Here is a 19173-nt window from a genome sequence, read left to right as displayed (position 1 = left end):
CACATTACTTAGCTTGGCGGCGACGGCTGGCGAAACCCAGACCGGCGAGCGCCAGACCCACCAGGCCCAGCGAAGCGGGCTCAGGCAGACGGGTGGCTTCGATGGTGCCGGACCAAGTGTTGTTGTCCAGTGCACCGTCGTCGGCCGTGAACGGGATGCCATCAGCGCCAACCAGCGTGGCAGCCAGGCCAGCGATCGTCGTGTTGGTGAACTGGGCAGAGAAGATGCCGGTCCACTTCGTGATGTCGTCGCCCGGATCGCAGACGCCGTTCAGGTTCAGGTCATCGCAAGCCATGCCGTTGACCGTCATCGTGGCCGAAACGTTGGCGCCGTTCTGACCCAGCAGGAACGGGGTGGGGATGCCAACCACGGTCGTGCCAGCCACCAGGAAGTTCGCGTCAAAGATCCAGTTGGGCTGGGCAGCGAAGGTCAGGAACTTGCTGACAAAAGTCGGCGCGCCCATCACGAAGGCATTGCCGGTTTCGCCGGGCAGAATCGTCGGGTCTGCCATGTCACGGATCGTGCCGGCGCTGCCGACAGGAACGCCCAGGAAGGAACCCGTGCGCAGGTTTTGCGACACGAAAGAACCCATGGTCGTGGCTGCGCCGTTCGGCGGGGGGTTCAGGTTCAGCGGGTCGTTGTTCCAGTCGATATTGCCCAACGAAATCTGCACTTGGCCGAACGTCAGGTTGTTAATGCCGACAATGGGCGTTGCGGAAGCGAAGCTCGTCGCTGCGAGGGCCGCTGCGGCAACCAGCGTCTTCAGGGTCTTGCTCATTTGAATCTCCTTGATTCACTTGCTAGAAGTTGGGGCGCGGCCCCGGACGGTGGGTATCAAGCAGGGAGCGTGCCAACTGCTCTTCGAGCTTGGAGTTTCCTTGCTGCATCAAGGCCTTAGCCAATGCTCGCAAGGGGGAGCGCCGCTGGTTCAGTGGTTTAGGGGGCTGAGCTGTAAAGTCCGCCGACAGTAGGGAACTCAGGGGGTGGGCGTGCTGAAATCGTCGGAAAGTCGAAACACGACGAATGTGACCGGTTGGGGCGGTGGTGATCTGGAATGCTGGCAACCGACAACCACCGATGAGGTGAGGGCATGTGTCGAGCGCGCCCGTCGGGAGTCCATAGCCCTGTACCCCGTCTCTACCGGCTTCAATTGGGGCTATGGCTCGGCGGCGCCGCCCAACTTGGACTCAGTGTTGCTCGACTTGAGCGGCATGAACCGGATTCGCAACGCTGCGCAGATTTCCCAGCGGCAGCCTGTGGCCGTCATCGAGCCCGGCGTGACACAGCGTCAACTCCACGAGTTTTTGCGAGAGTCGCATCCTGGCTTGAGCTTCAACGTGACCGGGTCTTCTGTCGACACCAGCATTCTCGGCAACGCCTTGGACCGAGGTGTGGGTTATCTGGGTCCGCGTCGCGAAGACGTATTCGGACTGGAGATCGTCACGGGGCGGGGCGATGTGCTGCGAACAGGTTTTCGCCGGCTCGGCGAGCGGTCTCCCCTTGCACACACCCATCCCTATGGATTGGGACCGATGCTGGACGGCCTATTTTTTCAGAGCAATTTCGGTATCGTGACCAGTGCCTGTCTCAAGCTGGTGCCGCGACCGCAACGGTCCGTCGCTGTATCGCTCGCCTTGCGCGATTCAACACGCCTTGCAGAGTTCCTTGACGGTTTGGCAGCGTTGAAGCGGCTGGGCGTGATGGCTGGCGTCACGCATGTGGGCAATCAGGCGCGCACCCAAGCCAGCATGATGTCAGGCATCAGCGAATACCTGCAGGCATCCTGCGGAATCGGCGCCTCGGACCTCGCCGCAGAGGCGGAGCGAGCTTTGGCCACGGTGGCGCCTTTTGAATGGACCAGCCTGGGCGGTCTGGCGGGTAGTTCGGGGCAGGTGAAGGCGGCGGTCGCGGAGGTCAGGCGCGTGCTGGGCCGCATTGCGCGGGTGACGGTCGTGGACGACGAAAAGCTGGCGCTTGGCTTTCGCCTCCTGCATCCGATGCGCAAGATTTGGCCATGGGCTCGCGCCAATGCCGCGGCCATTGCGGCCATCCAGCCTCTTCAAGGTCTGGCTGATGGACGCCCCACCGATGCGGCGATCACGAATCTGTTGTGGCGGTACGGCCAGCCGCAGGCGGCCGCTAGAAACCTGGATGCATCCAACTGCGGATTGGTATTCATCAACCCGGCCTTGCCGATGGACGGTGAAGCCGTCGTGACCATCATGGCCCGCATGACATCGATGGCCGCTGAGTTCGGTCACGATCTCTATGTCACGCTGAACATTGAAACCACCACGTCATTTGTGGCGGTTGCCAATTTGCTGTTTGATCGCAGCGATGAGGCGGCCGTCAAGGGTGCGCATGCCTGCGCGCGCGCGCTTTGGCACTATTTACGGTCGCAAGGCCTCGAGGTGTATCGGGCGCGGGCCGACATGATGGAGGAGCTGGTTGACCCCGCCGACCCTTTTTGGCGCACGGTCTGGGAATTGAAGTCGGTGTTTGACCCGGATAACGTGATTGCGCCAGGCCGCTACAACCTGCCGCGGGCCCCCCAAGCCTAGGCTGGTCCTCACGGCGCTTTGCTGTGCGAAAGTCCGCGCGCCAATGGCGCTGCCCCCGATTCAGGTTGCCGGCAACACTGGAGGGCTATGGCATCATTCCGCGGCTTTGGTCCTCGCCATGCGGGGCGGTGCCGCCCTGATTCGGGGCTTTCGATGAACAGACCCACAGAGGACTCGCCTTGAACACCCTTCACGCTTCGAAAAACCGCTGTGAGCAATTGACGTCTGGGACTGCCGTGCGCGTCTGGTTGGGTCAGGCAGTTGCCGGTATGGCGTTTGTATTGCTGTCCGGTTGCGCGAGCACCAGCCATCCTCCGGCGCCGGCGTCCGTCGCCAACGACGACTACAGCTACATCATCGGTGCCGGCGACAGTCTCAGCATCCAGGTCTGGCGCAATCCCGAGCTGTCGATGGCCGTGCCGGTTCGCCCGGACGGCAAGATTGCAGCGCCGTTGGTCGATGAAATGGTCGTGCAGGGCAAGACGTCGGTCCAAGTGGCGCGCGAGGTCGAGAAGCAACTTGGCAAATATGTCCGCGACCCAGTCGTGACCGTCATCGTCACGAGCTTCGTCGGTCCTTACAGCGAGCAGATCCGTGTGGTCGGCGAAGCGGCGAAGCCGCAGTTTCTGCCCTACAAGCAAAAGATGACGGTGCTGGATGTGATGATCGCAGTCGGCGGTCTGACCGACTTTGCCTCCGGCAACAGTGCCACCATCCTTCGCACGGCCGAAGGCAACAAGCAGTATTCGGTGCGCTTAAAGGACCTGATCAAGAGTGGCGACGTGTCCGCCAACGTCGAGATGCGTCCGGGCGACATCCTGATCATTCCGCAAAGCTTGTTCTGACGATTTAGGCGCGCAAGCTCGGCGTTGCGCCTCCCGCTGTCGATTTAACCGAGATTTTTCCTGATGGAATTGCTGATTGCCCAGCTGCTGATCATCGTCCGGCGGATGTGGAAATACCGCTGGGTGGGCCTGGTCGTGGCCTGGGTGACGGGCATGGTCGGCGCCGTGGTGGTGTTCGTGCTGCCGGATCGTTACGAGGCCAGCGCGCGCATCTATGTCGACACGCAGTCCATCTTGAAGCCGTTGATGTCGGGCCTGGCGGTACAGCCTAACGTCGAACAACAGGTGACGATGTTGAGCCGAACCCTGATCAGTCGGCCAAACGTCGAAAAGCTGGTGCGCATGGCCGATCTGGATTTGAAGAACCAGTCCAAGGCCCAACAGGAAGCGACGATCGAAGCGGTCACTACCAATCTGTCCATCCAAAGCATCGGCCGCGACAACCTGTACATCCTGGGCTACCGTGACAGCGACCCCGACACCGCCAAGCGTGTCGTTCAGGCGCTCGTGTCGATATTCGTCGAATCCAGCCTGGGCCAGACGCGACAAGGTACGTCAACGGCGACCACCTTCATCAACGAGCAGATCAAGTCCTATGAGGCCAAGCTGGAAGAGGCTGAAACTCGATTGAAGGAGTTCCGTCTGAAAAATCTGTCGAGCATGTCGGGCGACGGCAAGGACGCGGCGACTCAGCTCTCCGAACTCAGCGCCCAGTTGGAACGTGCCCGTCTTGAGTTGCGCGAGGCGACGAACGCACGCGATGCCGCCCGAGCGCAGCTCGAAGCCGAGAGGGCTCGGGGGGGGGCGCAGACGACGGCGCAGAGCCTGCTGCAGGAGTCCAACGCCAACATCAGCACGCCAGAGCTGGATTCCCGCCTGGCCGATCACCGCCGCAGCCTTGACGCGCTGCTGCAGCGCTATACCGATCAGCACCCCGACATCATTGCCACCCGTAAGCTCATCAAGGATCTCGAGGAGCAACGCAAGCGTGAGATTGCCGAGTTGCGCAAGGCGGCAATGAATATGCCGACGGCGTCGGTGGGCCAGTCCAGTGGCAGCCTCGCTGCGCAGGAAATGGTGCGGATCCTTGCCACGACGGAAGTCCAGGTCGCCTCGCTGCGCGCCCGGGTCGACGAATATTCCGGTCGCTATGCCCAGGCGCTCACGGCCATGAAGACGGCACCTCAGGTCGAGGCCGAGGCGGCTCAATTGAATCGTGACTATGCGATCCACAAGCGCAATTACGAGGACTTGGTGCAGCGTCGCGAGCAAGCGTCCATTTCCGGGGAACTCGATGTCGCATCAGGCGTCGCCGACTTCCGGGTCATCGATCCCCCGCGGGCCAACCCCAAGCCCGTCGCGCCCAATCGTCTACTGCTGCTGGCCGGTGCAATGGCGGCCGCCCTCGGCATTGGAGTGTTTACGGCATTTGCCGCCAGCCAGTTGCGCCCGGTCTTTCATGACGCAAACGACCTGCGGGCCCGCGTGGAATTGCCGATCCTGGGTGTGGTCACGCGGCTTGTTACCGATGCAGATCGCGCACGCCAGCGCGTCGATCTGGTCCGTTTCTCCGCAGGAGCTGGAGGTTTGCTGGTGATGTTTGCCGTCGCCTTGACGGTCCTGGCGATACAACTGAGCCGGCAGGTGGTTTGACATGACGAGCCTGATAGAACAAGCCGCCCAGCGGCTCGAGCAACTTCGCCAAGCCGGTGTCGTGCTGCCGGGAGACGACCAAGCCCAGCCTGCAGTTGAACCCGGTTTTGCGCCGGTCGCTGCGCCAGCCTCGCCCGCCGTTTCTCCGGCGCTGACGGCGCCCGCGCCTCATGTCGGTATCTCCATCCTCGACGATGGTCATCACCCATCGTCCAAACGGGTTGAACTCGATGTCGTGGCGTTGGCGGCGCAAGGCTTTCTGATGCCGCACACGCCGCGCTCACAGACGGGCGATCAGTACCGAGTCATCAAGCGCCCCTTGATCAAGAACGCGATGGGCAAGGGTGCGGCGACGATCAATCACGCCAATCTGCTGATGGTGACCAGTGCGCTGGCAGGCGAGGGCAAGAGCTTCACGTCTATCAACCTCGCGCTAAGCATCGCTGCTGAACTGGACAACACCGTCATGCTGGTCGACGCCGACGTCGCACGGCCGTCGGTGCTGCGCATGCTGGGCCTGCCGCAAGGCCCGGGCCTGCTCGATGTGCTGGAAGAACGCGTTGACATGTCCGAGGTGCTGCTGCGCACCAACGTCGAGAAGCTGACCATCCTGCCGAGCGGCACACCGCATCCGCGCGCGACCGAGCTGCTTGCCAGCGATGCGATGAGCCAGCTGCTGGACCACATGGCCAAGCGCTATCCTGACCGCATCATCATTTTCGATTCGCCGCCGTTGCTGCTGACGACGGAATCCCGCGTGTTGGCCTCGCACATGGGCCAGATCATCATCGTCGTCCACGCCGAGAAGACCGCGCAGAGCGCCGTCCAGCAGGCCCTGGCCGCCATCGAGACCTGTCCGGTCAAGATGATGCTGCTCAACCAGGCCAGCCCGAATGCTGCGGGCGGCTATGGCTACGGGTACGGCTACGGCTACGGATATGGGTACGGCTACGGCTATGGCAGCAATGACTCGGCTCCGACCTGAGTCGCGCCATCTGCCCCTGGCCCTCGCCCTTTGTGCGATAGCGGCCCATGCCCAGCAAGGCGATGCGGCCGGTGCCGGCAGCGGCGGCGGTACCTTCCGCCCACGCATCGGCCTGTCGCAGAGTTGGACCGACAACCTGCGCCTGAGCGACCGTGACAAGGATGCCGCGCTGATCACGACGGTATCGCCCGGCATCAGCATCGTGCGCAACACCGGCGCGGTCCGTGGCAGCCTGGACTACTCGCTCAACGGCATCACCTACCTGAAGACCGGCTACGGCTCCCAACTGCAGAACGCGTTGTCGGCGAACCTGCAGGCCGAGGTCGTTCCACGCACTTTCCTCATCGACGCGCAGGCCAGTATCGGCCAGCAGAACGCATCGGCTTTCGGCCTGCAGGCGGCACCAACGCTGGGTTCGCAAGGCGCGGTGGCCGCGCTCGACAACCCCAACCGTCGCGAGACCGGCTCGCTGACCGTTTCGCCGCTGCTGCGCGGCCAAGTTGGCGGTCTGGCCAGCGTTGACCTGCGCGGCAATTTGTCGATCACCGAGGTGCGAGGCAGTGGGCTGGGTGACAGCCGCGGCAACGGCGGATCGTTGCGCATCACGCAGCTGAACGCGGGCGTGTTGGGCTGGTACATGCAAGCCAACACACAGCAGCTCCGGTCCAAGGGTGCGTCGTCCAACCGCAACAGCTCGGCAACGGTCGGCCTGAACTATCGCCCCAACCCGGACTGGTTGCTCAGCGCCAACGTGGGCCAGGAGCGCAACGACTACCTCAGCCGCAGTGGCAGCGACGAAGACGGCTTCACGGGGGGGCTGACCGCCGACTGGACGCCGACGCCGCGCACGCGCGTCAACGGCAACTGGCAGCGCCATGGCTACGGCGACAGCCACGGCCTGAGCTTCGAGCACCGCATGCGGAACTCGGTCTGGCGCCTGTCGGACTCACGCACCGCCACGCTGGGCAATGCCGGGGCGTCAGGTGGCGTGCGCACCTATTACGACCTGTTCTTCCTGCTGTACGCATCGCGTGAACCCGATCCGGTCAGGCGCGACACGCTGGTGCGTGCCGAACTGCTGGCGCTGGGCTTGTCGCCCGACGCTCAAGCGGCCGTGGGCTTCCTGTCCGATGGGCCCAGCGAGCTGCGCAACCAGATGTTCAGCTTCACGCTGCAAGGCGTGCGCAGCAACGTCACGGCCAGCGTCAGCCGGTCCATCACCAGCCGGTTGGGCGACAACTTGAACCGGGGTGACCTGGCCAATGACGCGCGCATCGAACAGCGCTCCTATTCGCTGTCGGCCAGCTACCAGCTCACCCCCGTATCCGGCCTTTCGCTGACTGCTGCGCGGCAGGAATCCATCGGCGAGTCGAGCAGTCGCCGCACGCAGTTGACCAGCCTGATGGCGAACTGGAACAGCCGCCTGGGCTCGCGACTCAGCGTGCATCTCGGTGCCCGCCACAGCCGTTTCGAAGGTGTCACGCCCTATTCCGAGAATGCGGTGTACGCCAACTTGACCCAACAGTTCTAAAGATGAAACTGCACGCGAGTCCGCGGTCCGCACTGCCCCCCGATGGCCGGCGGCAGCGGCGTCGTGCGGCCGGGCACCACTGACATGTATGAAGCCTTCTATGGCCTGAGCAGCAAGCCATTCCAGCTCAGCCCGGATCCGAACTTCTATTACGGCAGCAAGCAGCATCGCCGGGCGAAGGCTTACCTGGACTATGGTGTGCTCCGCAATGACGGCTTCATCGTCATCACGGGCGAGATCGGCGCTGGCAAGACCACGCTGCTGCGGGGGCTGCTGGACAGCCTGAATCGCAGCAATGTCGTCATCGGCAATGTCGTCACGACCCAGCTCGATGCCGAAGACACGCTGCGCATGGTGGGTGCCGCCTTCGGTGTGCGCGTGAAAGACGCGCCCAAGTCCGAACTCCTGATGACGCTGGAGGCCTTCTTCGTCAACCAGGTCACCCAGGGCAAGCGCTGCCTGCTGATCGTCGACGAGGCGCAGAACCTCACCGCCCGCGCGGTCGAGGAGTTGCGCATGCTGTCCAACTTCCAGTTCAGCAACCAGTCGCTGCTGCAGACCTTCCTCGTCGGCCAGCCTGAGTTCCGCGGCATCCTGCAAAAGCCCGAGATGGAGCAGTTCCGTCAGCGGGTTGCGGCCACCTGTCACATCGGCCCGATGGATGAGGACGAGACCCAACGCTACATGGAGCACCGTCTGAAGTGCGCGGGGTCCTCGGGAAAGCCGACCTTCGACCACGATGCCTTCCCGGCCATCCACAAGGCCAGCAATGGCATCCCGCGACGCATCAATCGCCTGTGTGATCGCCTGCTGCTGCTGGGCTTCATGCAGGGTCGCAGCCACCTGACGCTGGGCGATGTGAAGGAGGTGCTACGAGACATCGCTCAGGAAAGCGAAGTGCCGCGTAACAGCGACGCCAGCCCGCTCGACAGCAGGCCGTCCAAGCTGCCGGACAGCCGCCCCGGCGCCTTCGACAGTGCGCCTGGCGCTCTGGACATCAATCGACTGAAGATGAGCGCGGCCGAAGTCGAAGGCCTGTCCAGCGAGATCGCCGCACTCAGCGCCGACCATCACGCCGACCGCCTGCAGCGCTTGGAGCGCAGCATGATGCGGCTGGAGCGCATCAACCTGCAAACGTTGGCCCTGCTGCAGAAGCTGGTCGATGCCGTGAAGCAGCACTGACGGAGTCAGGATCATGCTGATGCCCACCCCGACCCCGGCCCTGCGCAATGCGATGAGCATCGACGTGGAGGACTACTTCCAGGTCTCGGCCTTTGCGCCCTATATCCGCCGCGAGGACTGGAATGGCCTGGAGTGCCGCGTCGAGCGCAACATCGAGCGCATTCTGGCTCTGCTGGCCCACAAGCAGGTGCACGCCACCTTCTTCACGCTGGGCTGGATCGCCGAACGCTACCCGCAGGTCGTCAAGTCCATCGTCGCCGGCGGCCATGAGCTGGCCAGCCACGGGTATGGCCATGAGCGTGCCAGCGACCTGAGCCCGGCCGCCTTTCTCGAAGACATCACCAGCGCGAAGAAGTTGCTCGAAGACCTGGGTGGCGTGCCCGTCGTCGGCTACCGGGCACCGAGCTTCTCCATTGGCAAGTCCAATCTCTGGGCCTTCGACGTGCTGCGCGACGCGGGCTACCGCTACTCCAGCAGCGTCTACCCGATCGCCCACGACCATTACGGCATGCCTGACTCGCCGCGCTTTGCCTACCCGGTGCGCGACGGCCTGCAAGAGATCCCGGTGACGACGCTGCGCATGGGCTCGCGCAATCTGCCCAGCAGTGGTGGCGGCTATTTCCGCCTGCTGCCCTATGCGCTGTCGCGCTGGATGATCCGCCGTGTCAACGAGATCGACGGCGAGCCAGCGGTCTTCTATTTCCATCCTTGGGAGATCGACAGCGAGCAGCCGCGCGTTGCCGGCATCAACGCCAAGACGCGCTTCCGCCACTACGTCAACATCCCCCGCACCCATGACCGCATCGCCCGCCTGTTGGGCGATTTCCGCTGGGGTCGGATGGACGAGATCTTCTTGGGCCGTGAGGCCAGCCCGCGCACGCCGGCGCCCTCGCTGAGCCCCGCCTGAATGAACGCGCCCCTCCGCATTGCGCGGCTCGCCGCGCAGGACAAGCCCTTGTCTGCGCGCTGGGACGCCTTCGTCTTCGCCCACCCGCAGGCCACTTTCTTCCACCGCAGCGGCTGGCTGCAAGTCATCGAGTCGGTGTTCGGCCATCGCGGCTTTTTCCTCTACGCCGAGCGCGGCGGTGTCATCGAAGGCGTGCTGCCGCTGGCCGAGGTCAAGAGCCGGCTTTTCGGCCATGCGGTCACCAGCCTGCCCTTTGCCGTCTACGGCGGCGTCGCGGCGCTGAACGACGAGGCCGCCGCGGCGCTTGAGGCCGAGGCCGAGAAGATTGCCAGAGGGCAGGGCGCTGAGCACCTTGAATACCGCCACCTCGGGCCTACCCGCCATGCCGATTGGCCGCGCCAGGACCTCTATGTGACCTTTCGCAAGGAGATCCTGCCCGACGAGGAGGCGAACCTGCTCGCCATTCCGCGCAAGCAGCGAGCGATGGTGCGCAAGGGCATCAAGAACGAACTCCGTGCCGAGATCGACGCCAACGTCGACCGCTTCTTCGACCTCTACGCCGACAACGTGCACCGCCACGGCACGCCGGCGATGCCGAAGAAATACTTCCAGGCACTGCTCGACGAGTTCGGCGCCGACGCCGAGGTGCTGACCGTCACGGCGCCGGGCGGCAAGCCGCTGTCCACCGTGCTGAGCTTCTACTTCCGCGACGAGGTGCTGCCCTACTACGCTGGCGACGACGAAGCGGCGCGCGACCTGGCGGCCAATGACTTCAAGTACTGGGAGCTGATGCGGCGCGCCTGCGCGCGCGGGCTCAAGGTCTTCGACTACGGCCGCAGCAAGCAGGGCACCGGGCCCTATGCCTTCAAGAAGAACTGGGGTTTCGAGCCGCAGCCGCTGAGCTATGAGTACCGCCTCTTCAAGCGCGACGCGATCCCCCAGAACAACCCGAACAACCCCAAGTACCAGCTGATGATCAAGGCCTGGCGCAAGCTGCCCATCGGCGTGGCGAACTGGCTCGGGCCCTTCATCGTGAAGAACCTCGGGTAGTGCGGCCATGAAGGTCCTCTACCTCGTCCACCGCCTGCCTTACCCGCCCAACAAGGGCGACAAGGTCCGCTCCTACCATTTGCTCAAGCATCTGGCGGCGCGGCACGAGGTCCACCTCGGCAGCTTCCTGGACGACGCGGACGACGAGCAACATCTGCCGCGCGTGCGGGAGCTCTGCGCCAGCTTGCACATCGCACGCCTGAACCCGCGGTCCGCCAAGCTGCTCAGCTTGCGTGGTCTCCTGCGCGGCGAGGCGCTGAGCCTGCCCTATTACCGCGACGCCGGCCTGCAGGCCTGGGTGGACCGGACGGCTGCGCGCGTCGGCTTTGATGCCGTCGTCGTCTTCAGCGGTGTCATGGCGCAGTACACCCGCGGCCTCAAGGGCGTGAAGACGCTGGTCGATTTCGTCGACGTCGACTCCGCCAAGTGGCGCGACTACGCGCCCGAGCATGCCTGGCCGATGTCCTGGCTCTACCGCCGCGAGTTCGCCAAGCTGCTTGGCTTCGAGCAGCGTGTCGCCGATGGCGCTGCCTGCAGCTTCTTCGTGACGGACAACGAGGTGGCCTTGTTCCGCGAACTCAGCCCGGGCCGCGACCTGCGCCTGGCGGCTCTGGGCAACGGTGTCGATGCCGACTTCTTCACGCCGGACCCGGCCCGGGTCAGTCCCTTTGCGGTGGATGAGCTGCCGCTGGTGTTCACTGGCGCGATGGACTATTGGCCCAACGTCGACGCGGTAACCTGGTTCGCCAGCGACATCCTGCCCGCGCTGCGCGAGCGCTTGCCGGCGCTGCGCTTTCACATCGTCGGCCGCAGCCCGGCGCCGGCCGTGCTGGCACTGGCCGGCGAGCACATCAACGTGACCGGTACCGTGCCGGATGTGCGCCCCTATCTGCAGCATGCCGCGGCGGTCGTCGCGCCCCTGCGTCTTGCACGTGGCATCCAGAACAAGGTGCTCGAAGCGATGGCCATGGCCAGGCCGGTCGTTGCTGCCGGCAGCTGCGTGCGGGCGATCACCGCGACCGCGCAGGCCGGCCTGCAACCGGCCGAGGACGTGGCTGCCTATGTCGAAGGGCTGAGCGCACTGCTGGCTGACCGCGACGCGGCCGATGCCGCCGGGCGCAGCGCGCGCGACTTCGTGCTGGGCGCCTACAGCTGGGAGGCTCATCTCGCCGGCCTTGACCATCACCTGGAGGCCGCGTGAGCCATCTGCCCAAACCCTGGCGACTGCCTCTGCTCGGCCTGACGCTGGCTCTGGCGCTGCTCATCGCGCTGTACTACGCGACCGGCGCGGCCATGGTCGAGATCTGGAACCGCTCGGAGACCTTCGCCCACGCCTGGGTAGTGCCGCCGATCTCGGCCTGGCTGATCTGGCGGCGCCGTGCCGAGCTGGCGTCGATGACGCCGCGCCCGGCGCCGCTGTGGCTGCTGCTGCTGCTGCCGCTGGGACTGCTGTGGCTGATGGGCGACCTGGCCGCTGCGAATGCGGCGACGCAGTTCGCCCTGCTGGGCATGGGCGTGGTCCTCGTGCCGGCCCTGATCGGCACCGCGGCTGCGGCGCGCATTGCCTTCCCGTTGGGCTTCCTGTTCTTTGCCGTGCCTTTCGGCGACTTCATGACGCCCTGGCTGATGGAGCGCACGGCCGACTTCACCGTCATCGCGCTGCGCGCCACCGGCATCCCGGTGTTCCGCGAGGCGCTGCAGTTCGTCATCCCCTCCGGTTCATGGTCGGTGGTGGAGGCCTGCAGCGGCATTCGCTACCTGATGGCCTCCGTCATGGTCGGCACGCTGTTCGCGTACCTGAACTACCGTGGCAACGGCAAGCGCTGGGCCTTCGTCGGTGTGGCCATCGTCACGCCGCTGGTGGCCAACTGGCTGCGCGCCTACATGATCGTCATCGTCGGGCATCTGTCCGGCAACACCTTGGCGGTCGGCGTCGACCACCTCATCTACGGCTGGGTGTTCTTCGGCGTCATCATGCTGGCGATGTTCATGATCGGGGCGCGCTGGGCCGAGCCCGACGCGGAACCGGTGCTGGCGTCACCCCAGGACGCCGCCGCCCCGCCCTCGTCGAGCCGTTTTGCCACCGTGCTGTTGGCATCACTGCTGCTTGTTGCCTTGCCTATCGGCTTGCGCGCGCAGGCAGCGCGCACTGCGGTCCATAGTCAGCCGCAGCTGACCGCGCCGGCCCTGCCGGGGTTGACCTGGGTGGCCGAGCCGCTCAGCAGCTGGCAGCCCGACTTCAAGAATTCGGCTGGCACTTTGCATGGTCGCTACGAGCCCGTGGCGGGTGGCGCGCCGGTCGGCCTCTACGTCGGCTACTACCGCGACCAGCGCTATGGCCGCCAACTGGTGACATCGGTCAACGTGCTGGTCAACGATGACCACAAGGAATGGTCCCGCACCGCCGCCGGCCGGGCCGACGTGGGCGCCCTGCCATGGCGCAGCGCGGAGCTGCGCGGCCAGGCACTCAATCAGGTCAGCGGCGGCGGCAGCCAGGCACCGCGGCTGCGCGTCTGGCAGACCTACTGGATCAATGGCCGTCCCTTCACCCGCGACTGGCAGGCCAAGCTCTACGGCGCCTGGCAGAGCCTGCTCGGGCAGGGCGACGACGCCGCCGTCGTCATCGTCTATGCCGACAAGGCCGGCGCCGGTGCCGACGATGCGCTGCTGCGCGACTTTGTTCACAAGCATTGGGCGACGCTGGACACCACTTTGCGGGGCGTCCGCGACCGGGATGCAGCCCTTCAGCGGTGACAATCACGCGCCTTCCAAGACCTCAAAGCAACGAGAAACGACCCATGAATACGCTCGCAGTCATCGGCCTCGGTTACGTCGGCCTGCCTCTGGTGGTGGAGTTTGGCAAGCAGGTTCGCACCATCGGGTTTGACATCGCCAAGCACAAGGTCGAAGCCTGCCAGCGGGGCTCCGACCCCAGCCGCGAGCTGACCGACGAGGAAGTTCGGGCCGCCAGGCACGCCGTCTACACCGACGACCCCAGCATGCTGGCGGAGGCCGACGTCATCATCGTCGCGGTGCCCACGCCGGTGGACGATGCCCATATTCCCGACTTCCGCCCGCTGATCGGCTCGTCCACCAGCGTCGGCCGCCACATGAAGAAGGGCGCCATCGTCGTCTACGAGAGCACCGTCTATCCCGGCGCGACCGAAGAGGTCTGCATCCCCGTGCTGGAGCGCGAGTCCGGCATGAAGTGGAAGCAGGACTTCTTCGTCGGCTACAGCCCCGAGCGCATCAACCCGGGCGACAAGGAACACACGCTGACCAAGATCCTGAAGATCGTTTCCGGCGACACGCCCGAGACGCTCGACACGGTCGCCAAGGTCTACGAAATGATCGTCGAGCCGGGCGTGCACCGCGCCTCCAGCATCAAGGCCGCCGAGGCTGCCAAGGTCATCGAGAACACCCAGCGCGACCTCAACATCGCGCTGATGAACGAGCTGTCCATCATCTTCGACAAGATGGGCATCGACACCTCCGAGGTGCTGGAGGCCGCCGGCACGAAATGGAACTTCCTGAAGTTCAAGCCGGGCCTGGTGGGCGGCCACTGCATCGGCGTCGACCCCTACTACCTGACCCACAAGGCCGACATGCTGGGCTACCACCCGCAGGTCATCCTGGCGGGCCGTCGCATCAACGACGGCATGGGCAAGTTCATCGCCGAGCAGACCATCAAGCAAATGATCGCCAGCGGCAGCCCGATCAAGGGCGCCAAGGTCAACGTGCTGGGGTTGACCTTCAAGGAGAACTGCGGCGACCTGCGCAACTCCAAGGTCATCGACATCATCAAGGAACTCCAGACCTACGGGGTCGAGATCTTCGTGACCGATGCGCAGGCCGAGGCCGAAGAAGCGATGCACGAATACGGCGTGCGCCTAATGGCTTTCGATGACCTGCCGCAGGCGGACGCCATCGTGGCCGCCGTGTCGCACCGCGAGTACGCCAGCCTCAGCACGGCCGACATCGGCAAGAAGCTCGTCAAGGGTGGCGCTTTCATCGACGTCAAGGCGGCCTTTGACGCCAAGGTGCTGGTCGACGCGGGCTTCCGCCTCTGGCGCCTCTGATCGCTGTGACCGACCCGCGCCCGCTGGTCGTCCACCTGCTGCACCGCTTCGACACCGGCGGGCTGGAGAATGGGGTCGTCAACCTGATCAACCACCTGCCGGCCTTCCGGCATGCGGTGGTCGCGGTGACCGAGATCACCGCTTTCAAGGACCGCGTCAAGGCGCCAGGCACGCAGTTCATCGCGCTGAACAAGCCGCCGGGGCAGGGTTTCTGGCTCTATCCGCGTGTCTACAGGCTGCTGCGCCAGCTGCGCCCGGCCGTCGTCCACACGCGCAACCTTGGCGCGATGGAATTCCAGCTTCCCGCCTGGGCGGCGCGCGTACCCTTGCGTGTGCATAGCGAGCATGGCTGGGACACCAATGACCTCGGCGGCGTCAGTCGCGCCAATCAGCGTCTGCGGCGTTTCTATGGCATGGGCACGCATCGCTTCGTGGCCCTGTCCAAGGCCATCGAGACCTATCTGACGGGGCCGGTCGGCTTGGCACCGGCACGCGTGCAGCGCATCTGCAATGGCGTCGACACGCAGCGCTTTGCGCCGGCTTCAAGTGCGCCCGAGGCGTGGCCCTTTCGCCGCGGCGAGCACCTGGTCATCGGCGCGGTGGGCCGCATGCAAGCCGTCAAGGACCCGCTGAATCTTGTAGACGCCTTCCTGGGCTTGCGCGAGCTCTGCCCAGCCGACTGGCCTCGGCTGCGCCTGACCATGCTGGGCGGCGGCCCGCTGCTGGACGCTGCGCGCGAGCGTCTCATCGAGGCGGGCGCGGCCTCCCAATCATGGCTGCCGGGTGACCGGAGCGACGTTGCCGAACTGCTGCCGCATTTCGACATCTTCGCGCTGCCCTCCCAGGCCGAAGGCATCAGCAACACCTTGCTCGAAGCCATGGCCTGTTGCTGCGCACCGGTTGCCACCGCTGTGGGCGGCAATCCGGAGTTAGTAGAGGACGGCGTCAACGGCTTACTCGTGCCCTCGCGCGACAGTGCGGCTTTGGCGCTCGCGCTGTCCCGGGCCGTCTCGGATGTGTCGCTGCGAAACAAGCTGGCGCAGCGCTCCCTCGCCCGGGCGAGGGCGGAGTTCAGCCTAGCCGGGATGGTCACGGCCTATGGCTCGCTCTATGCAGAAGCGCGGAATATCCAGCGCCGCGACACGAAGTAGTTGAAGAACAAGGCGAAGGCGGAGCCGGCAGCCACGGCGGCGAGCAGTTGGAGCGGGCTTGAGCCCAGCAGGCGGATGACGCCGAGATAGATCACGAAATTGATGCCGGCGCCCAAGGCGGTGGTCAGCAGGTATTGCAGCCAGTTGCCTGACCCGCCGCTTGTGCGGAAGGTGAAATGGTGGTTGAGCCACCAGGTCACCGTGCCGGCGATCAGGAATGCCAGGATGCGTGCCGGCGCGACGTGAAGGCCGGCCCAGCTCGTCAACGCCAGCGTCACGCCCGCATCGGTCACGAAGCCCAGCGCGCCAGTGAGGCAAAAGCGGAAGAACTGCGGTCCGGCGCTCATGTGAGTCTCAAGCGCCCCAGCGCGGAATCTGCAAATAAAGCAGCCGCTTGGTCTCTTGGCGGCCGCGCGTCACTGTTTGCAGAATGAAGCCGGCAACCAGAAAGAGCGACGCGAGGATCATGATGCCAGTAGACAGGATCGCCGTCGGGAAACGCGGCACCAGACCTGTGGCCAGCCAGTCCAGCACCACAGGGATGGCCAACAACATCGAGAGCAATGCCAGCATTCCCGCCAGTGCCGAGAAGAACGCCAGCGGTCTTTCGTGTTTGTAGAGCTGCAGGATCAGGCGCAGGATGCGCCAGCCGTCTCGATAAGTTGACAGTTTGCTCACCGAGCCCTCCGGGCGGGCGCCGTACGGCGTGGAAATTTCGGTGACCGGCATGCGCAACTCAAGCGCGTGCACGGTGAGTTCGGTTTCGGTTTCGAAGCCCGCCGACAGCGCCGGGAAGGTCTTGACGAAGCGACGCGAGAACACCCGGTAGCCCGACAGGATGTCGGTGAAGCTGCGGCCAAAGAGCTTGGCCACGAAGCCGGTCAGCATGGCGTTGCCGAAGACATGTCCTGGGCGATACGCCTCCGTCTGGCTGTGTACGCGGCAGCCAACCACCATGTCGAGCTCTTCGTCGAGCAGTGTTTGCAGCATGCGGGGCGCGCTGGCGGCGTCGTAGGTGGCGTCACCGTCGACGAGGATGTAGGCGTCCGCCTCGATGTCGGCAAACATGCGGCGCACGACATTGCCCTTGCCCTGCCGCCGTTCGACCCGTACGTTGGCGCCCGCCTGCGCCGCCACGGCTTGGGTGCCGTCTTTTGAATTGTTGTCGTAGACATAGATGCGAGCTTGCGGCAGCGCCGAGCGGAAATCAGCGATTACCTGGGAGATCGCTGCTTCCTCGTTGTAGCAAGGGACGAGGACGGCGACGCGCAGGCCGGAGAGTGCGAAAGCTTTTGCGGCGGTGGCCGTCGCCGGCGTGGCGTTGTTCATCGGGGCTTCCTCAATTGACTCGGTAGACAGTCACAACAAACGACGGTGAAACCATCCTGCGATGGATGTCGGGCGGCGCCCATCCGCTGATGGGCAGCCGTTCCAGCAGATGACCCAGAGGCTTGAGCGGCCCTTCGATCCGCTCGATCGCCGCCCAGGCCGGCGTGGGACGAAAGGCAGCCGCCTGCGCGCGGCACCGCGGCTGACGCGCGCATTGCTCCACCCGGTCAGCGCTGTGAAAGAACAGGGCGCCAGGTGGTGGCGCTTCGCTCATCACCTTGTCGTTCGATACGCCGGCAAACGCGAAGAAGTAGCTGGCGCGTGCCGCCGTTTCGATATCGGTGTAGACGGTCTGGTTGTGATGAGTCCGAACCCACTCGACGAGGGCTTGCTCGACAGCGCGCGGGCGGGTGTTCTCTAGCGCCAACCCAGCCCACTGCGCGAGCAGCAGCACTGCCACCACGACTGCCGCGACCCGCGTGCGACCCTGGCGCCACAACTCGACGATCCACCAGGCCGTCAGGGCTGCCGCCACCCATGCCGCGACGATCAAGTAGCGAGGGACGAGGTAGAGCTTAGGGTTGGCGGCCACGAACACATACGACAGCGCGCCCAGCAACAGTAGCCCTTTCAGCAGCTTGCCATGTGCACCGGCGCCCACGCGCAGCAGTCGCCAGGAGGCGGCCACCGCCGTCCAGAAAATCAGGCCGTACTTCTGCGAAATGACCAAAGCGAGAATCGGGTCGACGAAGACATTGACGCTGAGGTTGCCCTCCTTGTCGATCCAGCCGCCCATCTGGCGCAGTCGGGACACTTCGGCAAACCGGTCCACCGGGTCATGGTGGAAGTCGGTGCGCAACCGGTACAGCGGCTCGCCCGTCATCGCCGTCAGGTAGGCCCATTCGCCGCCCACCACCGCCAAGAATCCGAGCAAGGCCCACGCCACCCCGGCCCGACTGCGACCGCGGCTGGTTGACCACGCAAACAGTGCGCAAGCCAGCACTGGCGCGATGGAGGTCTGGCGGTTGAGCCATGCAAGGCCTGCGAGGAGGCCCACCGCCAGCCAACCCCAACGCAGTGTGCGTCCGCCCGAAGCTGCCTTCTCGCACAGACTCACGACCAGCCAGAACGTCGAGCCGACGAAAAACAGCTCCGACACGTCCGGCGCGAGATAGGTCGAGTTGACGACCATGCCGGGCATGAAAATGACCAGCATCCCGAACGCCGCTGCCACCGCAAGCCCGAAATAGCGATGCAGAGCCCAGACCTGGACAGCCAGGAAACCGATGAAATAGAGCAGGGCAGGCAGACTGACGCTGAGCGGCGTCAGTCCTAAACTGCTCACGCTCAGCGCGGTCGGCAGCGTCAGCGTGTGACGCAACGTCCAGTGGCTGTTGCCGATATAGAACGTGTGCTTGAGCCAGCCGAAGGCACCGCTTAGGTAGTTGGCGTCGTCGCTGGCCTGGAAGCCGACGAATACCAGGCTCTGGAGCAGCAACAGGGCAGCCAACATAAGACTGAAGACCGCCGCGGCTTTGGCTGAAACGACGGTGTGCGATGGCATTGGATTCATGCGTGCGGGTGGTGCGACGCTTGCGATGCGTGCCGGGGCGTCGGAGACTTCCGCCGGACAGAAAGAGCCGGGTACGCTGCGCCGAGTCAGTCGACTTGCGGCGCTGTGGCGCCAGGTGCATTGGGCATCATTCACCGGCGCGACGTTGTCACCGGAACGCGGCGCCCCCCGTGATCTGGGGGTGCGCTAGATGTAGTTTCTCAGGACGTTGTTCACCTCAAACCCCAGCCGTGAGGCGGGAGGTTTGTGGCCGGTGGCGGAGTGAGGGCGATGGAAGTTGTAGTGCTGCATCCAGGGCGCAAGCTCAGCGGCGCGGACGTCGGAGCT

General features: G+C 64.8%; 17 protein-coding genes. 12 read left to right on the top strand and 5 right to left on the bottom strand.

Features of this window, described 5'->3' with window-relative positions; genetic code table 11:
• Nucleotides 1-4: 4 nt before the first annotated feature.
• A complete protein-coding gene (locus ACT6S0_RS06690) occupies nucleotides 5-778 on the bottom strand; it encodes a PEP-CTERM sorting domain-containing protein (protein ID WP_444763111.1) in 774 nt (257 codons plus the stop codon).
• A gap of 205 nt (nucleotides 779-983) precedes the next feature.
• Between ACT6S0_RS06690 and ACT6S0_RS06685 the strand changes: the two genes are divergently transcribed.
• From ACT6S0_RS06685 to ACT6S0_RS06630, 12 genes are all read left to right on the top strand, one after another.
• Nucleotides 984-2561: an FAD-binding oxidoreductase gene (locus ACT6S0_RS06685; protein WP_444763110.1), complete on the top strand. Its 1578-nt coding sequence runs from the start codon at nucleotides 984-986 to the stop codon at nucleotides 2559-2561.
• A 269-nt stretch (nucleotides 2562-2830) separates the two neighbouring features.
• Entirely contained in the window at nucleotides 2831-3406 is a 576-nt protein-coding gene (locus ACT6S0_RS06680; RefSeq protein WP_444763144.1) for an XrtA/PEP-CTERM system exopolysaccharide export protein, read from the top strand.
• 63 nt (nucleotides 3407-3469) lie between these two features.
• Nucleotides 3470-5059, top strand: coding sequence for an XrtA system polysaccharide chain length determinant (locus ACT6S0_RS06675; RefSeq protein WP_444763109.1), 1590 nt, complete (start codon nucleotides 3470-3472; stop codon nucleotides 5057-5059).
• 1 nt (nucleotide 5060) lies between these two features.
• Nucleotides 5061-6044: an XrtA-associated tyrosine autokinase gene (locus ACT6S0_RS06670; protein ID WP_444763108.1), complete on the top strand. Its 984-nt coding sequence runs from the start codon at nucleotides 5061-5063 to the stop codon at nucleotides 6042-6044.
• Entirely contained in the window at nucleotides 6025-7575 is a 1551-nt protein-coding gene (locus tag ACT6S0_RS06665) for a TIGR03016 family PEP-CTERM system-associated outer membrane protein (RefSeq protein ID WP_444763107.1), read from the top strand. The genes ACT6S0_RS06670 and ACT6S0_RS06665 overlap by 20 nt, the downstream gene beginning before the upstream one ends.
• An 84-nt stretch (nucleotides 7576-7659) precedes the next feature.
• Complete coding sequence (locus ACT6S0_RS06660; RefSeq protein WP_444763143.1) at nucleotides 7660-8757, top strand: XrtA/PEP-CTERM system-associated ATPase; 1098 nt, start codon at nucleotides 7660-7662, stop codon at nucleotides 8755-8757.
• A gap of 19 nt (nucleotides 8758-8776) precedes the next feature.
• Nucleotides 8777-9664, top strand: a complete 888-nt coding sequence (locus tag ACT6S0_RS06655) for an XrtA system polysaccharide deacetylase (RefSeq protein ID WP_444763106.1) — start codon at nucleotides 8777-8779, stop codon at nucleotides 9662-9664.
• Complete coding sequence (locus ACT6S0_RS06650; RefSeq protein WP_444763105.1) at nucleotides 9665-10714, top strand: FemAB family XrtA/PEP-CTERM system-associated protein; 1050 nt, start codon at nucleotides 9665-9667, stop codon at nucleotides 10712-10714. It begins immediately after the preceding gene.
• 7 nt (nucleotides 10715-10721) lie between these two features.
• Nucleotides 10722-11915, top strand: coding sequence for a TIGR03087 family PEP-CTERM/XrtA system glycosyltransferase (locus ACT6S0_RS06645; protein ID WP_444763104.1), 1194 nt, complete (start codon nucleotides 10722-10724; stop codon nucleotides 11913-11915).
• Nucleotides 11912-13468 carry an exosortase A gene (gene xrtA / locus ACT6S0_RS06640; protein WP_444763103.1) on the top strand — a complete coding sequence of 519 codons (1557 nt, stop codon included), beginning with the start codon at nucleotides 11912-11914 and terminating at the stop codon, nucleotides 13466-13468. Before ACT6S0_RS06645 ends, xrtA begins: the two co-directional genes overlap by 4 nt.
• A 44-nt stretch (nucleotides 13469-13512) precedes the next feature.
• Entirely contained in the window at nucleotides 13513-14793 is a 1281-nt protein-coding gene (locus ACT6S0_RS06635) for a nucleotide sugar dehydrogenase (RefSeq protein ID WP_444763102.1), read from the top strand.
• 5 nt (nucleotides 14794-14798) lie between these two features.
• The gene (locus ACT6S0_RS06630; RefSeq protein ID WP_444763101.1) at nucleotides 14799-15944 is read left to right on the top strand and encodes a TIGR03088 family PEP-CTERM/XrtA system glycosyltransferase; all 1146 of its coding nucleotides are present in this window, start codon (nucleotides 14799-14801) and stop codon (nucleotides 15942-15944) included.
• Here ACT6S0_RS06630 and ACT6S0_RS06625 read toward each other — a convergent pair.
• The 4 genes from ACT6S0_RS06625 to ACT6S0_RS06610 form a co-directional block, all read right to left on the bottom strand.
• Nucleotides 15902-16291, bottom strand: a complete 390-nt coding sequence (locus tag ACT6S0_RS06625) for a GtrA family protein (protein WP_444763100.1) — start codon at nucleotides 16289-16291, stop codon at nucleotides 15902-15904. The genes ACT6S0_RS06630 and ACT6S0_RS06625 overlap by 43 nt on opposite strands.
• A 7-nt stretch (nucleotides 16292-16298) precedes the next feature.
• Nucleotides 16299-17273, bottom strand: a complete 975-nt coding sequence (locus ACT6S0_RS06620) for a glycosyltransferase family 2 protein (protein WP_444763099.1) — start codon at nucleotides 17271-17273, stop codon at nucleotides 16299-16301.
• A gap of 10 nt (nucleotides 17274-17283) precedes the next feature.
• On the bottom strand, nucleotides 17284-18837 hold the full coding sequence (locus tag ACT6S0_RS06615) for an ArnT family glycosyltransferase (RefSeq protein WP_444763098.1): 1554 nt from the start codon (nucleotides 18835-18837) through the stop codon (nucleotides 17284-17286).
• A 195-nt stretch (nucleotides 18838-19032) separates the two neighbouring features.
• The coding region (locus tag ACT6S0_RS06610) for an integrase core domain-containing protein (RefSeq protein WP_444763142.1) at nucleotides 19033-19173 on the bottom strand (141 nt) is incomplete at its 5' end.

The organism is Roseateles sp. (genome assembly GCF_052436255.1).
Taxonomy (GTDB): Bacteria; Pseudomonadota; Gammaproteobacteria; order Burkholderiales; family Burkholderiaceae_C; genus Pelomonas.
This window is presented reverse-complemented; position numbering and strand designations above follow the sequence as displayed.

Bases quoted from the DNA above. Each gene is read 5' to 3' on its own strand.
- ACT6S0_RS06670 (WP_444763108.1), top strand. From the start codon at position 5,061: ATGACGAGCCTGATAGAACAAGCCGCCCAGCGGCTCGAGCAACTTCGC.
- ACT6S0_RS06660 (WP_444763143.1), top strand. From the start codon at position 7,660: ATGTATGAAGCCTTCTATGGCCTGAGCAGCAAGCCATTCCAGCTCAGC.
- ACT6S0_RS06665 (WP_444763107.1), top strand. From the start codon at position 6,025: ATGACTCGGCTCCGACCTGAGTCGCGCCATCTGCCCCTGGCCCTCGCC.
- ACT6S0_RS06655 (WP_444763106.1), top strand. From the start codon at position 8,777: ATGCCCACCCCGACCCCGGCCCTGCGCAATGCGATGAGCATCGACGTG.
- ACT6S0_RS06675 (WP_444763109.1), top strand. From the start codon at position 3,470: ATGGAATTGCTGATTGCCCAGCTGCTGATCATCGTCCGGCGGATGTGG.
- ACT6S0_RS06635 (WP_444763102.1), top strand. From the start codon at position 13,513: ATGAATACGCTCGCAGTCATCGGCCTCGGTTACGTCGGCCTGCCTCTG.
- ACT6S0_RS06690 (WP_444763111.1), bottom strand. From the start codon at position 778: ATGAGCAAGACCCTGAAGACGCTGGTTGCCGCAGCGGCCCTCGCAGCG.
- ACT6S0_RS06680 (WP_444763144.1), top strand. From the start codon at position 2,831: ATGGCGTTTGTATTGCTGTCCGGTTGCGCGAGCACCAGCCATCCTCCG.
- ACT6S0_RS06625 (WP_444763100.1), bottom strand. From the start codon at position 16,291: ATGAGCGCCGGACCGCAGTTCTTCCGCTTTTGCCTCACTGGCGCGCTG.
- ACT6S0_RS06615 (WP_444763098.1), bottom strand. From the start codon at position 18,837: ATGCCATCGCACACCGTCGTTTCAGCCAAAGCCGCGGCGGTCTTCAGT.
- ACT6S0_RS06645 (WP_444763104.1), top strand. From the start codon at position 10,722: ATGAAGGTCCTCTACCTCGTCCACCGCCTGCCTTACCCGCCCAACAAG.
- ACT6S0_RS06650 (WP_444763105.1), top strand. From the start codon at position 9,665: ATGAACGCGCCCCTCCGCATTGCGCGGCTCGCCGCGCAGGACAAGCCC.
- ACT6S0_RS06620 (WP_444763099.1), bottom strand. From the start codon at position 17,273: ATGAACAACGCCACGCCGGCGACGGCCACCGCCGCAAAAGCTTTCGCA.